This window comes from Diaphorobacter ruginosibacter, from assembly GCF_014395975.1.
Taxonomy (GTDB): Bacteria; Pseudomonadota; Gammaproteobacteria; order Burkholderiales; family Burkholderiaceae_C; genus Diaphorobacter_A; species Diaphorobacter_A ruginosibacter.
Genome location: NZ_CP060714.1, coordinates 164,542 through 177,477, shown reverse-complemented (window position 1 = coordinate 177,477; position 12,936 = coordinate 164,542). Strand labels below are relative to the sequence as shown.

General features: G+C 60.0%; 18 protein-coding genes. All 18 read right to left on the bottom strand.

From position 1 onward, the window contains the following. Positions 1-39 precede the first annotated feature (39 nt). Positions 40-309 carry a 30S ribosomal protein S17 gene (gene rpsQ / locus H9K76_RS00875; protein ID WP_187597740.1) on the bottom strand — a complete coding sequence of 90 codons (270 nt, stop codon included), beginning with the start codon at positions 307-309 and terminating at the stop codon, positions 40-42. A 12-nt stretch (positions 310-321) separates the two neighbouring features. Beyond that, positions 322-519 (bottom strand): 50S ribosomal protein L29, encoded by a 198-nt coding sequence (rpmC, locus tag H9K76_RS00870; RefSeq protein WP_187597739.1) that lies wholly within the window; start codon positions 517-519, stop codon positions 322-324. A 16-nt stretch (positions 520-535) separates the two neighbouring features. Continuing rightward, on the bottom strand, positions 536-952 hold the full coding sequence (gene rplP, locus H9K76_RS00865) for a 50S ribosomal protein L16 (protein ID WP_187597738.1): 417 nt from the start codon (positions 950-952) through the stop codon (positions 536-538). 2 nt (positions 953-954) lie between these two features. Further along, on the bottom strand, positions 955-1,839 hold the full coding sequence (rpsC, locus tag H9K76_RS00860) for a 30S ribosomal protein S3 (protein ID WP_187597737.1): 885 nt from the start codon (positions 1,837-1,839) through the stop codon (positions 955-957). 16 nt (positions 1,840-1,855) lie between these two features. Then, a complete protein-coding gene (gene rplV, locus H9K76_RS00855) occupies positions 1,856-2,188 on the bottom strand; it encodes a 50S ribosomal protein L22 (RefSeq protein ID WP_123295387.1) in 333 nt (110 codons plus the stop codon). A 9-nt stretch (positions 2,189-2,197) separates the two neighbouring features. Then, positions 2,198-2,476, bottom strand: coding sequence for a 30S ribosomal protein S19 (rpsS, locus tag H9K76_RS00850; RefSeq protein WP_047349368.1), 279 nt, complete (start codon positions 2,474-2,476; stop codon positions 2,198-2,200). 10 nt (positions 2,477-2,486) lie between these two features. Next, positions 2,487-3,311 carry a 50S ribosomal protein L2 gene (gene rplB / locus H9K76_RS00845; protein ID WP_187597736.1) on the bottom strand — a complete coding sequence of 275 codons (825 nt, stop codon included), beginning with the start codon at positions 3,309-3,311 and terminating at the stop codon, positions 2,487-2,489. A 3-nt stretch (positions 3,312-3,314) separates the two neighbouring features. Beyond that, complete coding sequence (gene rplW / locus H9K76_RS00840) at positions 3,315-3,650, bottom strand: 50S ribosomal protein L23 (protein ID WP_187597735.1); 336 nt, start codon at positions 3,648-3,650, stop codon at positions 3,315-3,317. After that, positions 3,647-4,267 carry a 50S ribosomal protein L4 gene (gene rplD, locus H9K76_RS00835; protein WP_187597734.1) on the bottom strand — a complete coding sequence of 207 codons (621 nt, stop codon included), beginning with the start codon at positions 4,265-4,267 and terminating at the stop codon, positions 3,647-3,649. Before rplD ends, rplW begins: the two co-directional genes overlap by 4 nt. Beyond that, entirely contained in the window at positions 4,267-4,941 is a 675-nt protein-coding gene (gene rplC / locus H9K76_RS00830; RefSeq protein WP_187597733.1) for a 50S ribosomal protein L3, read from the bottom strand. Before rplC ends, rplD begins: the two co-directional genes overlap by 1 nt. A gap of 306 nt (positions 4,942-5,247) precedes the next feature. Next, positions 5,248-5,559, bottom strand: a complete 312-nt coding sequence (gene rpsJ / locus H9K76_RS00825; RefSeq protein ID WP_005796953.1) for a 30S ribosomal protein S10 — start codon at positions 5,557-5,559, stop codon at positions 5,248-5,250. Between the two features lie 27 nt (positions 5,560-5,586). Further along, a complete protein-coding gene (gene tuf / locus H9K76_RS00820; RefSeq protein WP_187597420.1) occupies positions 5,587-6,777 on the bottom strand; it encodes an elongation factor Tu in 1,191 nt (396 codons plus the stop codon). 177 nt (positions 6,778-6,954) lie between these two features. Next, entirely contained in the window at positions 6,955-9,063 is a 2,109-nt protein-coding gene (fusA, locus tag H9K76_RS00815) for an elongation factor G (RefSeq protein WP_187597732.1), read from the bottom strand. A 167-nt stretch (positions 9,064-9,230) separates the two neighbouring features. Further along, a complete protein-coding gene (gene rpsG, locus H9K76_RS00810) occupies positions 9,231-9,704 on the bottom strand; it encodes a 30S ribosomal protein S7 (protein WP_187597731.1) in 474 nt (157 codons plus the stop codon). A 167-nt stretch (positions 9,705-9,871) separates the two neighbouring features. Continuing rightward, a complete protein-coding gene (gene rpsL, locus H9K76_RS00805) occupies positions 9,872-10,249 on the bottom strand; it encodes a 30S ribosomal protein S12 (RefSeq protein WP_013517317.1) in 378 nt (125 codons plus the stop codon). 300 nt (positions 10,250-10,549) lie between these two features. Beyond that, a complete protein-coding gene (locus H9K76_RS00800) occupies positions 10,550-11,713 on the bottom strand; it encodes a D-alanyl-D-alanine carboxypeptidase family protein (RefSeq protein ID WP_187597730.1) in 1,164 nt (387 codons plus the stop codon). A 100-nt stretch (positions 11,714-11,813) separates the two neighbouring features. After that, positions 11,814-12,461, bottom strand: coding sequence for an alpha/beta hydrolase (locus H9K76_RS00795; protein ID WP_187597729.1), 648 nt, complete (start codon positions 12,459-12,461; stop codon positions 11,814-11,816). A gap of 109 nt (positions 12,462-12,570) precedes the next feature. Next, positions 12,571-12,930: a (2Fe-2S) ferredoxin domain-containing protein gene (locus H9K76_RS00790; protein WP_187597728.1), complete on the bottom strand. Its 360-nt coding sequence runs from the start codon at positions 12,928-12,930 to the stop codon at positions 12,571-12,573. Between the last annotated feature and the right edge of the window lie 6 nt (positions 12,931-12,936).

The following is a 12,936-nucleotide window of genomic DNA, read 5'->3' as shown; positions in this document are numbered from 1 at the left end:
CGTTTCTCGTGGCCTTGCAGCCGGAGCAGCCTTTAAGGCTTACACCAGGGCAGCCTTTTGCACCAGGCGCGTAGCAACCCAGTTCTTGGTCTTGGAGAGCGGACGGCTTTCCTCGATCTCGATGGTGTCACCCATCTTGTACTCACCCTTTTCGTCGTGCGCGTGGTACTTGCTCGACTTGATCACGATCTTGTCGTAGATCGGGTGCTTCACGCGGCGCTCAACGAGCACCGTCACGGTCTTCTCACGCTTGTCGCTCACCACCTTGCCAATCAAGGTGCGCTTGAGGGATTTTTTAGCTTCCGTCATGTCGGCTCCTGATTACTTGGCGGCTTGCTTTTCAGCAAGAATGGTCTTCGCACGGGCGATGTCACGGCGTGTGGAACGCAGCGTGGAGGTATTGCCCAGTTGTTGCGTAGCCTTTTGCATGCGCAGACCGAAATGAGCCTTTTGCAGGGCCTTCACTTCAGCTTGCAGGCCGGCCACATCTTTTTGGCGGAGTTCAGCAGATTTAGTCATTTCTCATATCTCCTGATCAAGCGCCAATTTGACGAGCAACGAACGTGGTGCGCAGCGGCAGCTTGGCAGCAGCCAGGCGGAACGCTTCGCGAGCCAGCTCTTCAGGCACGCCCACGATTTCGTAGAGCACCTTGCCGGGCTGGATTTCAGCCACGTAGTACTCCGGATTACCCTTACCGTTACCCATACGGACTTCGGCAGGCTTCGTGGAGATTGGCTTGTCGGGGAACACACGGATCCAGATACGGCCACCGCGCTTGACGTGACGAGAGATCGCACGACGAGCGGCTTCGATCTGGCGGGCCGTCAGACGGCCACGGTCCGTGGACTTCAGACCGAAATCGCCGAAGGCAACAGTGTTGCCGCGTGTGGCGATACCGGTGTTGCGGCCTTTGTGTTCCTTGCGGAACTTACGGCGTGCAGGTTGCAGCATCTTTATTCTCCTTTGCCGTCCGCTGCTGTAGCGGGCGCGTCAGTCTTGCGAACGCGCTTAACGGCGGTTGCGTCGGTGCCACCGGCACCAGCGGGCTTGTCGCTACCATCGGCAGGAGCTGTGTTGGTACCGCCAGTACGGCGGCCACCACGGCCTGCGCGGTCGCCATCACGGCGGCCATCACGGCCATCGCGACGCGGGCCACGTGGGCGGCGCTCTTCGTCAGGACGGGGAGTCTCGACGGCCGGCAGGTCGTTACGACCCAGCGTGTCACCCTTGTAGACCCACACCTTCACGCCGATCACACCGTAGGTGGTCTTGGCTTCGGAGGTGCCGTAGTCGATGTCGGCGCGCAGGGTGTGCAGTGGCACACGGCCTTCGCGGTACCACTCGGTACGTGCGATTTCGATACCGTTCAGACGGCCCGACGACATGATCTTGATGCCCTGGGCACCCAGACGCATGGCGTTCTGCATGGCGCGCTTCATGGCACGACGGAACATGATGCGCTTTTCGAGCTGCTGGGTGATCGAGTCGGCGATCAGCTTGGCATCGATTTCAGGCTTGCGCACTTCTTCGATGTTCACTGCAACCGGCACGCCCAGACGAGCAGCGAGTTCCTTCTTCAGGTTCTCGATGTCTTCGCCCTTCTTGCCGATCACGACGCCCGGACGAGCCGAGTAGATCGTGATGCGGGCGTTCTTGGCGGGGCGCTCGATCAGAACGCGCGACACGGCGGCGTTCTTCAGCTTGGCCTTCAGGTACTCACGCACCTTGATGTCTTCGGCCAGCATGCCCGCGAAATCGCGGTTGCTAGCGTACCAACGGCTTGCCCAGTTGCGGCTAACTGCAAGGCGGAAGCCGGTAGGGTTGATTTTCTGTCCCATTTTCTTCCCTTGAGGCTTAGTTACCCACAGTCACGTACACATGGCACGTGGGCTTGCTGATGCGGTTACCGCGGCCCTTGGCGCGAGCGGTGAAGCGCTTGAGTGTTGTGCCTTGCTCAACGTAGATGGTCTTGACGCGGAGTTCGTCAATATCAGCACCGTCGTTGTGTTCGGCGTTGGCGATTGCCGACTCGAGCACCTTCTTGATGATCACAGCAGCTTTTTTCTGTGTGAACTGCAGGGTGTTCAGAGCCTGATCAACCTTCTTGCCACGGATGAGATCCGCTACCAGGCGACCCTTGTCGACCGACAGACGGACGCCCCGAAGGACTGCACGTGTTTCAGACATGGTCGTTCCTTATTTCTTCTGGACTTTCTTGTCCGCAGGGTGACCCTTGAAGGTGCGCGTCAGGGCGAATTCGCCCAGCTTGTGGCCCACCATCTGGTCGGTGACGTAGACCGGCACGTGTTGCTTGCCGTTGTGCACGGCAATGGTCAGACCGATGAAATCGGGCAGAACCATGGAACGACGCGACCAGGTCTTGACTGGCTTCTTGTCCTTGGTGGCGATGGCCTTCTCGACCTTTGCCAGCAAGTGATGGTCAACAAACGGACCCTTTTTGAGAGAACGAGTCATTTGCTACCCCTTACTTCTTACGACGCGACACGATCATCGTCTGTGTGCGCTTGTTGTTACGGGTACGGTAGCCCTTCGTCAGGTTACCCCATGGGTCAACTGCGTGACGGCCTTCGCCGGTACGACCTTCACCACCACCGTGCGGGTGGTCGATCGGGTTCATGGCAGTACCGCGGACGGTCGGACGGATACCCATCCAGCGCTTCACGCCGGCCTTGCCCAGCTGACGCAGGCTGTGTTCTTCGTTGGCGACTTCACCGATCGTGGCGCGGCACTCGATATGGATCTTGCGCACTTCGCCAGAACGCATACGCACCTGGGCGTATGTGCCTTCACGGGCCAGCAGAGTTGCCGAAGCACCTGCGGAACGTGCGATCTGGGCACCGGCACCGGGCTTGAGCTCGATGCAGTGGATGGTCGAACCCACCGGGATGTTGCGGATAGGCAGGGTGTTGCCGACGCGGATCGGGGCTTCCGAACCGGAGATCAGCGTAGCACCGACTTCCACGTTGCGAGGAGCGATGATGTAGCGACGCTCGCCGTCTGCGTAGCACAGCAGAGCGATGTGCGCAGTACGGTTCGGATCGTATTCAACGCGCTCGACCTTGGCGGGGATACCGTCCTTGGTGCGCTTGAAGTCCACCACACGGTAGTGGTGCTTGTGGCCACCGCCCTTGTGACGGGTGGTGATGTGACCGTTGTTGTTACGGCCAGCCTTCTGGTGTTGCGGCTCGAGCAGAGCTGCGAACGGAGCACCCTTGTGCAGGTGATCACGTGTGACCTTGACCGTGCCACGTTGGCCCGGAGTAGTCGGTTTCAGCTTGATAACGGCCATGGTTTACGCAGCCTCCCCGGACAGGTTCAGCTCTTGACCTTCCTTCAGCAGCACGTATGCCTTGCGAACGTTGTCGCGGCGGCCCACGGTCTTGCCAAAGCGCTTGGTCTTGCCCTTCGTGTTCACCACAGAAACGCCCTTGACCTCAACCTTGAACATCAGTTCAACGGCAGCCTTGATTTCAGGCTTGGTCGCGTTCTGCAGCACCTTGAATGTCACAGCGTTGGACTTTTCAGCAACCATGGTGGCCTTTTCGGACACGATGGGAGCGACCAACACTTGCATCAGACGACCTTCGTCGAATGTGCGTTGTGCGGGAGTCGGATTAGTGCGGCTCATGCGAACATCTCCTTGAGCTTGTCGAGGGCACCCTTGGTGACCAGCACCTTCTTGTAGTGCACCAGCGACACGGGATCTGCATAACGCGGCTCGACGACGAACACGTTCTTGAGGTTGCGGGAAGCCAGGTACAGGTTCTCGTCAACTTCATCAGCGATCACCATCACCGATTCCAGGTTCATGGCCTTGAACTTGTCGGCCAGCACCTTGGTCTTGGGAGTGTCGAGCTTGAGGGATTCCACCACTGCCAGGCGGCCATCGCGGGCCAGCTGGGACAGAATGGAAGCCATACCAGCGCGGTACATCTTCTTGTTGATCTTCTGCGTGAAGTTTTCTTCAGGCAGATTCGGGAAAATGCGACCGCCTCCGCGCCACAGTGGCGAGGAAGTCATACCGGCACGTGCGTTACCAGTACCCTTTTGCTTGAAAGGCTTCTTGGTCGAGTGCTTGACCTGCTCGCGGTCCTTCTGGGCGCGAGTGCCTTGACGGCCGTTGGCGCGGAAGGCGACGACGATCTGATGGATCAGGTCTTCGTTGTACTGACGGTCAAACACGGTTTCCGGCACATCGATCTTCGATGCGGCCTGGCCTTGTTCATTCAGGAGTTCGAGCTGCATTAGTTCGCTCCTTTGGAAGCGGCTGCCTTGACGGCGGGACGCACTGTAACGAAGCCACCCTTGGAGCCCGGAACAGCACCCTTGATCAGGAGCAGTTGGCGTGCTTCGTCGATACGAATCACGTCGAGGTTTTGAGTGGTGACGGTTTCGTCGCCCATGTGGCCAGTCATCTTCTTGCCTGGGAACACGCGGCCCGGATCCTGTGCCATCGAGATGGAACCAGGAACGTTGTGCGAACGGCTGTTACCGTGCGATGCGCGTTGCGAGGAGAAGTTGTGACGCTTGATCGTGCCGGCGTAGCCCTTACCGATCGAGGTGCCTTGCACGTCGACCTTCTGGCCCACTGCGAACAGTTCTGCGACGGGCAGAACGGCACCTGCGGCGTACTTGCCTGCAGTTTCAGCGGTCACGCGGAATTCACGGGTCACTTCACCGGCTTCCACACCCGCCTTGGCGAGGTGACCGGCTTGAGGCTTGGTCACACGCGAAGCTTTGCGCGAACCGAATGTCACTTGCAGCGACACATAGCCATCGTTCTCTTGGGTTTTGACCTGGGTCACGCGGTTGTTGGACACATCCACCACCGTGACAGGAATTGCATCCCCGTCATCAGTGAACAGACGCATCATGCCCACCTTGCGGCCCAGCAACCCGAGGGAGTTGCTCAGACTCATTGGTTTTCTCCAGTACTTCCGCCGTTCCGACTTCAATTGGCCAGAACGTTTGCACTCAAGTGCCAAGCACAATGTGCACGAAAGAAGGTTAATAAAACTCCGCCACGGCCTGATGCCACACATCCGGCGTCATGCCAAATGACACACCGGGCCATACTCTCATACTCTACTCCCCGGCAAAAATCTGCCAAGGCGCAAAAAGGCGAAGTCCAAAAGTATAACGCGGACTGCTTTTTCAAGCAAGTCCGCGTTCATTTGGTACGACGCTCTACCTTCGTCGTACCGTTTGCGCAACAACCTGGACGCTTATTGCAGCTTGATTTCCACGTCGACGCCGGCTGGCAGGTCGAGCTTCATCAGAGCGTCAACCGTCTTGTCGGTCGGGTCGACGATGTCCATCAGACGCTGGTGCGTACGGATTTCCAGCTGGTCGCGGCTCGTCTTGTTGACGTGGGGCGAACGCAGGATGTCGAAACGCTTCATGCGGGTCGGCAGGGGCACGGGGCCCTTGACGATCGCGCCGGTGCGCTTGGCGGTGTCAACGATCTCGGCTGCAGACTGGTCGATCAGCTTGTAGTCGAATGCCTTCAGGCGGATACGGATCTTTTGCTTGGACATTTTGTAATTCCTAGTGAGTTCTAAGAATTACGCAATGATCTTGGCAACCACGCCAGCGCCGACGGTACGGCCGCCTTCGCGGATGGCGAAACGCAGACCTTCTTCCATGGCGATCGGGGCGATCAGCTTCACGGTGATGGACACGTTGTCACCAGGCATCACCATTTCCTTGTCTGCGGGCAGCTCGATGGAGCCGGTCACGTCAGTCGTACGGAAATAGAACTGTGGGCGGTAGTTGTTGAAGAAAGGAGTGTGGCGGCCACCTTCGTCCTTCGACAGAACATACACCTCAGCGGTGAAATGCGTGTGCGGCTTGATCGAGCCGGGCTTGCACAGCACCTGGCCGCGCTCGACGTCTTCGCGCTTCGTGCCGCGCAGCAGCAGACCCACGTTGTCGCCAGCTTGACCTTGGTCCAGCAGCTTGCGGAACATTTCCACGCCAGTGACCGTGGTCTTCTGGGTGTCACGGATACCGACGATTTCGATTTCTTCGCCGACCTTGATGATGCCGCGCTCGACACGGCCCGTCACCACGGTACCACGACCGGAGATCGAGAACACGTCTTCCACGGGCATCAGGAAGGCACCGTCCACAGCGCGCTCAGGCGTGGGGATGTAGGTGTCCAGGGCTTCAGCCAGACGCATGATGGCGGGCTCACCCTTGTCGGATTGGTCGCCTTCCAGGGCCAGCTTGGCGGAACCACGGATGATCGGGGTGTCGTCGCCAGGGAAATCGTACTTGTCGAGGAGTTCGCGAACTTCCATCTCGACCAGCTCGAGCAGTTCTTCGTCGTCCACCATGTCGCACTTGTTCAGGAACACGATGATGTAGGGCACGCCCACCTGACGAGCCAGCAGGATGTGCTCGCGGGTCTGGGGCATCGGGCCGTCAGCAGCGGAGCACACCAGGATGGCGCCGTCCATCTGTGCAGCGCCGGTGATCATGTTCTTCACATAGTCGGCGTGACCAGGGCAGTCCACGTGAGCGTAGTGGCGGTTAGCCGTTTCGTACTCGACGTGAGCGGTGTTGATAGTAATGCCGCGGGCCTTTTCTTCCGGAGCCGCGTCGATCTGGTCGTAAGCCTTGGCTTCGCCGCCAAACTTCTTCGACAGAACGGTAGCGATAGCAGCCGTCAGCGTGGTCTTACCGTGGTCAACGTGACCGATGGTACCGACGTTCACGTGCGGCTTGGTCCGTTCGAATTTTTCCTTTGCCATTTCTTTCTCCAAAAAGAGCAATGCGCGTGTTCAGGTTTAACGTCTGCACCCGATTGCTTGATCGCCCCGCACGCAGCAACAGGACGGCACCGGATCGCAGATTGCAAAAATCTTTGCGATGGTTGGAAATGAATGCCGGGACACCCCGGACATTCATTCGTGTGCGCTCAGGCCAGATTACTTGGCGCGAGCAGCAACGATGGCTTCAGCCACGTTCTTCGGAGCTTCAGCGTACTGCTTGAACTCCATCGTGTACGTAGCGCGGCCTTGCGTTTGCGAACGCAGCGACGTTGCGTAGCCGAACATTTCCGACAGCGGCACTTCTGCCTTGATGGCCTTGCCGCCACCGACCATGTCTTCCATGCCCTGCACCATGCCGCGACGCGACGACAGGTCGCCCATCACGGTACCGGCGTAGTCTTCCGGCGTTTCCACTTCCACGGCCATCATTGGCTCAAGGATGACCGGATTGGCCTTGCGGGCGCCTTCCTTGAAACCGAAGATGGCGGCCATCTTGAACGCCATTTCGTTCGAGTCCACGTCGTGGTACGAACCGAAGGTCAGGCGAACCTTGACGTCCACCACCGGGTAGCCGGCCAGCACGCCTTGCGTGAGCGCCTCTTCCACACCCTTCTGCACCGCAGGGATGTATTCGCGAGGAACCACACCACCCTTGATTTCGTCGACGAACTCGAAGCCCTTGCCAGCTTCCTGCGGCTCGAGCGTCAGAACCACGTGACCGTACTGGCCCTTACCGCCGGACTGACGAACGAACTTGCCGTCCACGTCGGTGACCGTCTTGCGGATGGTTTCGCGGTACGCCACTTGTGGCTTGCCCACGTTGGCTTCCACGTTGAATTCGCGCTTCATGCGGTCAACGATGATTTCCAGGTGCAGCTCGCCCATGCCGGCGATGATGGTCTGACCGGATTCTTCGTCGGTACGCACGCGGAAGGACGGATCTTCTGCAGCCAGACGCGACAGAGCGATACCCATCTTTTCCTGATCGGCCTTGGACTTGGGTTCCACAGCCTGTGCAATCACGGGCTCAGGGAACACCATGCGCTCGAGCACGATCGGCTGATCGACGTCGCACAGCGTTTCGCCGGTCGTCACGTCCTTCAGGCCCACGCAGGCAGCGATGTCGCCGGCGCGGATTTCTTCGACTTCGATACGCTCGTTAGCCATCATCTGCACGATACGGCCGATACGCTCCTTCTTGCCCTTCACGGCGTTGAACACGGTGTCGCCCTTGCTCAGGACGCCCGAATACACGCGCACGAAAGTCAGCTGGCCCACGAACGGGTCGGTCATCAGCTTGAATGCCAGAGCCGAGAACTTTTCGCTGTCATCGGCCTTGCGGGTCAGCTTCTTCTCTTCGTCGTCTGGATCGGTGCCGGCCACGTCAGGGATGTCCACCGGCGAAGGCAGGTAGTCGATCACGGCGTCCAGCATGCGCTGCACACCCTTGTTCTTGAACGCGGTACCGCACAGCATCGGCTGGATTTCGGTCGAGATGGTACGAGTGCGCAGACCGTTCTTGATCTCTTCCTCGGAGAGGTCGCCCTCTTCCAGGTACTTGTTCATCAGCTCTTCGCTGGCTTCGGCAGCAGCCTCCACCATGTTCTCGCGCCACTTCTGGGCGTCAGCCTGCAGTTCGGCCGGGATGTCCTGGTACTCGAACTTCATGCCCTGGGAAGCTTCGTCCCAGATGATGGCCTTCATCTTCAGCAGATCGACCACACCCTTGAAGTTGTCTTCGGCACCGATCGGGATCACCACGGGCACGGGGTTGGCCTTCAGGCGCAGACGCATCTGGTCGTAGACCTTGAAGAAGTTGGCACCGGTACGGTCCATCTTGTTCACGAAGGCCAGACGAGGCACCTTGTACTTGTTGGCCTGACGCCACACAGTTTCAGACTGTGGCTGCACGCCGCCCACGGCGCAGTACACCATGCAGGCACCGTCCAGCACGCGCATGGAACGCTCCACTTCGATCGTGAAGTCCACGTGGCCGGGGGTGTCGATGATGTTGAAGCGGTGCTCGGGGTACGACAGGTCCATGCCCTTCCAGAAGCAGGTCACTGCAGCGGAAGTGATGGTGATGCCGCGCTCTTGCTCCTGCTCCATCCAGTCGGTGGTGGCAGCGCCGTCGTGCACTTCGCCCAGCTTGTGGGTCACGCCGGTATAGAACAGGATACGCTCGGTGGTAGTGGTCTTGCCAGCGTCGATGTGCGCCGAAATACCAATATTGCGATAGCGCTCGATGGGGGTTTTGCGAGCCATGATGAATCCTTGGGTTAGATCGCTATTCTTTGGAACAGCCTACGCATATGCGAGTGGCCATCCGGTCTTCAAGGGGCCTCAATCAACACAAGGCCGCAGCGTGAAATACACACTGGCGGCCTTTATCGTGTCTGGAGATGAACCCCTGATGACTTCCGATCAGTAAATCAGAAGCGGAAGTGGCTGAATGCCTTGTTGGCTTCGGCCATGCGGTGCACTTCGTCACGGCGCTTCATCGCGCCGCCACGGCCTTCCGTTGCCTCGACCAGTTCGTTGGCCAGGCGCTGGGCCATGGACTTTTCACCGCGCTTGCGGGCGGCTTCCTTGATCCAGCGCATCGACAGGGCCAGACGACGCACAGGGCGCACTTCCACAGGAACCTGGTAGTTCGCACCGCCCACGCGGCGGGACTTCACTTCGACCATCGGCTTCACATTGTTGATGGCCGTGACGAACACTTCCAGAGGATCCTTCTCGGGGGACTTCTTGGCGATCAGTTCGAGAGCACCGTAGATGATGCGCTCTGCAACCGCCTTCTTGCCGCCTTCCATGATCACGTTCATGAATTTGGACAGCTCTACATTGCCGAACTTTGGATCCGGCAGAATTTCACGTTTGGGGACTTCGCGACGACGTGGCATTTTTCACCTCAATCTTTGCTTCAGTTGGTACCGTTCCCAGTACCGCGAGAGCCATCTTGAACTCTCACTTACTCGACCCGGACAAAACACTTGTCTTTTGGGTCACTACGTTTGAACGACCCGCCAAGGCCGACAAACACCGAAAATTTGTCTTGCAGAACGACCTATCAGGCCTTCTTCGGACGCTTTGCACCGTACTTGGAACGGGCTTGCTTACGGTCCTTGACGCCTTGCAGGTCAAGCGAACCGCGCACGATGTGGTAACGCACACCTGGCAAGTCCTTCACACGGCCGCCGCGCACCAGCACGACGCTGTGCTCTTGCAGGTTGTGGCCTTCACCGCCGATGTACGAGATGACCTCGAAACCGTTGGTCAGGCGCACCTTGGCAACCTTACGCAGAGCGGAGTTAGGCTTCTTAGGCGTCGTGGTGTACACGCGAGTGCACACGCCACGGCGCTGTGGGCAGTTTTCCATAGCAGGGCTCTTGGATTTGACAACTTCTACCGTGCGGCCCTGACGCACGAGTTGGTTAATGGTTGGCATTAAAAATGTCCCTAAACGTGAATTTGCTTCGTGAAAGCAAAAGGTTTGCTCGCTCCCGGCACCCCCGCAACAAGCTTGCAACGAGGACCAGAACGACAACGTGAATCCCTTCGGAATTTCCGAAAAGCCTTCTAATGTACCAGCTTGCCGTTTTTTAGGCAATCGCTGTTGCAATTTCCCATGCACCGGCCGCCGGCCAGGGCTCTCCCCCAAAGACGAACGCCCGCCAGATGACTGGCGGGCGTCCATTCGATACCTTCCGAAAACGCAGCCTGTTGCTATGCTTTCAGCAGCAATGGCTCACTTGATCCACAGGCGGATGGCATCCCACGCGCGGCCGAAGATGCTGGCCTGGGGCACGTCCTCCAGCGATTCCAGCGGCACCGCGGCCACCTGCTGGTCGCCCAGCATCACCTTGAGCGTACCGATCTTCTGGCCCTTGGTGAAAGGAGCGATCAGCGGCTCCTGGCGCTCGATCTGGGTCGTCACCTTGCCGGCGCTGCCCGAGGGCACGGTGATCACGATGGCTTCCGGGCGGCCGATCTTGAGCGTGTTCTGCGCGCCCTTCCAGATGGCCGGCGTCGCTGCGGGTGCGCCCGCATCGAACAGTTTGACGGCGTCGAACGCCGTGTAGCCCCAGTTCAGCAGCTTCTGCGATTCGTTGGCGCGAGCGGCCTCGGAGCTCGTGCCCAGCACGACGGAGAGCAGGCGGCGCTGGCCCACGTTCGGGAAGTCGCGCTTGGACGTGGCCACCAGGCAGTAGCCTGCGGCGTTCGTGTGGCCGGTCTTCATGCCGTCGACGGTCGGGTCGCGGAACAGCAGCGAGTTGCGGTTGTAGCTGTTGGATTGCGGCGTGCCCGGGTAGCGGTAGTTCTTCGTCGCGTAGTAGTGCATGTACTCCGGGAAGTCCTTCATCAGGCGCTGTGCCAGCAGCGCCATGTCGCGCGCCGTGGTCAGGTGGGTGGCCACGGGCAGCCCTTCCGGATTGTCGAAATGCGTGTTGGTCATGCCGAGCGCCTTCGCCTGCTCGTTCATGAGGCGCACGAAGTTTTCCTCGCTGCCGCCGACACCCTCGGCAAGCGCCATCGAGGCATCGTTGCCGGACTGGATGATCATGCCGCTGAGCAGATCGTCGACCTTCACCTGCATCTTGGGATCGATGAACATGCGCGAGCCGGGCATCTTCCAGGCCTTCACGCTGACGGGCAGGGTCTGCTCCAGCGTGACCTTCTTGGCGCGCAGCGCGTCGAACACCACATAGGCGGTCATCAGCTTGGTGAGCGACGCGGGTTCGATCTGCGCATCTACATCCTTGGAGGCCAGCACCTGGCCCGCGGTCACGTCCACCAGCAGGTAATTGCGCGCGGCGATTTCCGGAGGCTGAGGAACCTGCGCCATCACGAGCGTGGGGGCCAACAGGGCGGCACATGCGAGGGTTCGCATCTGAGACAGAAGTGACTTCATGGAATCGGGCAATCCAGACTGACTTGAGAAACAAAAACAAAAGGGCGATTCGCGCCGCCGCACTGGGCAGCGGCACGCAGGCCGGACGGACGGCAGCGCCTCAGGACACCGCGCCGGAGCGCAGGTGCCTGAGCACCAGCCCCTTGAGCAGCGGCAATTGTCCGTGAAAGAAATGACCGCCACCCGGCACGACAGTAACCGGGAGTATCTGAGGACGCGCCCAGTCCATGACCGAGGACAGCGCCACCGTATCGTCCGCCTCGCCATGAACGATCAACGTGCGCTCGTGAAGTTCCTGCGGAATCGGTGCCACCGTGAATCGGCTGGCGGCGGTTCCGACAAAGACGACCTGCTCGATCGCCCTGCTTGCCGCGAGCCGCTGCAGGGCATGGCTCGCGACGAACGAACCGAACGAGAAGCCCGACAGCGCGATCGGCCCGTCCGGCGCCACCTGCTCGATCACGGCCAGCATGTCGTCGAGCTCGCCCACGCCGTTGTCATGCACGCCCTCGGTACCGCCCACGCCGCGGAAGTTGAAGCGCACGCAGTTCCAGCGGCTTTGCACGAAGGCGCGCGCCAGCGTCTGCACGACCTTGTTGTCCATGGTGCCGCCGAACAGCGGGTGGGGATGTGCAACGATGGCCACGCCGCGCGCAGTCTCCCCGGGGGCGAGCTGCGCCTCGTCACGCAGGGCTTCTATGCTGCCCACGGGGCCGCGGAGGGTCAGGCGTTCGGTTTGAGCGTTCACGTCAATTCCGGGAGTTGGGCCCGGTCCGCGCCAACGGGCCGGGCAAGGGATGGAGAAAAAAGATGGAGGAAGCGTGTGGGAGGGAGCGCAAGACGCTGCCGGGCGGCGCTCACCGGCCCACTTCGGGCGGAGTGAGCAGGCGCTCGACCACCTGGCCATTCTTCAGGTGCGACTCGACGATCTCGTCGATGTCGCTTGCGTCGACATAGGTGTACCAGGTGCCTTCCGGATAGACCACGGCGATCGGGCCGCCGGCGCATCGGTCAAGGCAGCCCGCCTTGTTCACCCGCACCTTGCCCGGTCCGGCCAGGCCCGCCGCCTTCACCGCCGCCTTGCAGCGGGCAAAGGCGTCCTCCGCGCCGTGGTGGGCGCAGCTTTCCTCACCGTTCGTGCGGTCATTCAGACAGAAGAAGATGTGGCGCTGGTAGTAACCGGTCTTGCCTTCCGGTGTCTTGGTGCTGTCGCTCATGCGCGC

Excerpts from the sequence above, each read along its gene's own strand:
- tuf (WP_187597420.1), bottom strand. The coding sequence starts at position 6,777 with ATGGCAAAGGAAAAATTCGAACGGACCAAGCCGCACGTGAACGTCGGT.
- rpsG (WP_187597731.1), bottom strand. The coding sequence starts at position 9,704 with ATGCCACGTCGTCGCGAAGTCCCCAAACGTGAAATTCTGCCGGATCCA.
- rpsC (WP_187597737.1), bottom strand. The coding sequence starts at position 1,839 with ATGGGACAGAAAATCAACCCTACCGGCTTCCGCCTTGCAGTTAGCCGC.
- H9K76_RS00800 (WP_187597730.1), bottom strand. The coding sequence starts at position 11,713 with ATGAAGTCACTTCTGTCTCAGATGCGAACCCTCGCATGTGCCGCCCTG.
- rpmC (WP_187597739.1), bottom strand. The coding sequence starts at position 519 with ATGACTAAATCTGCTGAACTCCGCCAAAAAGATGTGGCCGGCCTGCAA.
- rpsL (WP_013517317.1), bottom strand. The coding sequence starts at position 10,249 with ATGCCAACCATTAACCAACTCGTGCGTCAGGGCCGCACGGTAGAAGTT.
- rplW (WP_187597735.1), bottom strand. The coding sequence starts at position 3,650 with ATGAGCCGCACTAATCCGACTCCCGCACAACGCACATTCGACGAAGGT.
- rplC (WP_187597733.1), bottom strand. The coding sequence starts at position 4,941 with ATGAGTCTGAGCAACTCCCTCGGGTTGCTGGGCCGCAAGGTGGGCATG.
- rplD (WP_187597734.1), bottom strand. The coding sequence starts at position 4,267 with ATGCAGCTCGAACTCCTGAATGAACAAGGCCAGGCCGCATCGAAGATC.
- H9K76_RS00790 (WP_187597728.1), bottom strand. The coding sequence starts at position 12,930 with ATGAGCGACAGCACCAAGACACCGGAAGGCAAGACCGGTTACTACCAG.
- rpsS (WP_047349368.1), bottom strand. The coding sequence starts at position 2,476 with ATGACTCGTTCTCTCAAAAAGGGTCCGTTTGTTGACCATCACTTGCTG.
- rplP (WP_187597738.1), bottom strand. The coding sequence starts at position 952 with ATGCTGCAACCTGCACGCCGTAAGTTCCGCAAGGAACACAAAGGCCGC.
- fusA (WP_187597732.1), bottom strand. The coding sequence starts at position 9,063 with ATGGCTCGCAAAACCCCCATCGAGCGCTATCGCAATATTGGTATTTCG.
- rpsQ (WP_187597740.1), bottom strand. The coding sequence starts at position 309 with ATGACGGAAGCTAAAAAATCCCTCAAGCGCACCTTGATTGGCAAGGTG.
- rplV (WP_123295387.1), bottom strand. The coding sequence starts at position 2,188 with ATGTCTGAAACACGTGCAGTCCTTCGGGGCGTCCGTCTGTCGGTCGAC.
- rpsJ (WP_005796953.1), bottom strand. The coding sequence starts at position 5,559 with ATGTCCAAGCAAAAGATCCGTATCCGCCTGAAGGCATTCGACTACAAG.
- rplB (WP_187597736.1), bottom strand. The coding sequence starts at position 3,311 with ATGGCCGTTATCAAGCTGAAACCGACTACTCCGGGCCAACGTGGCACG.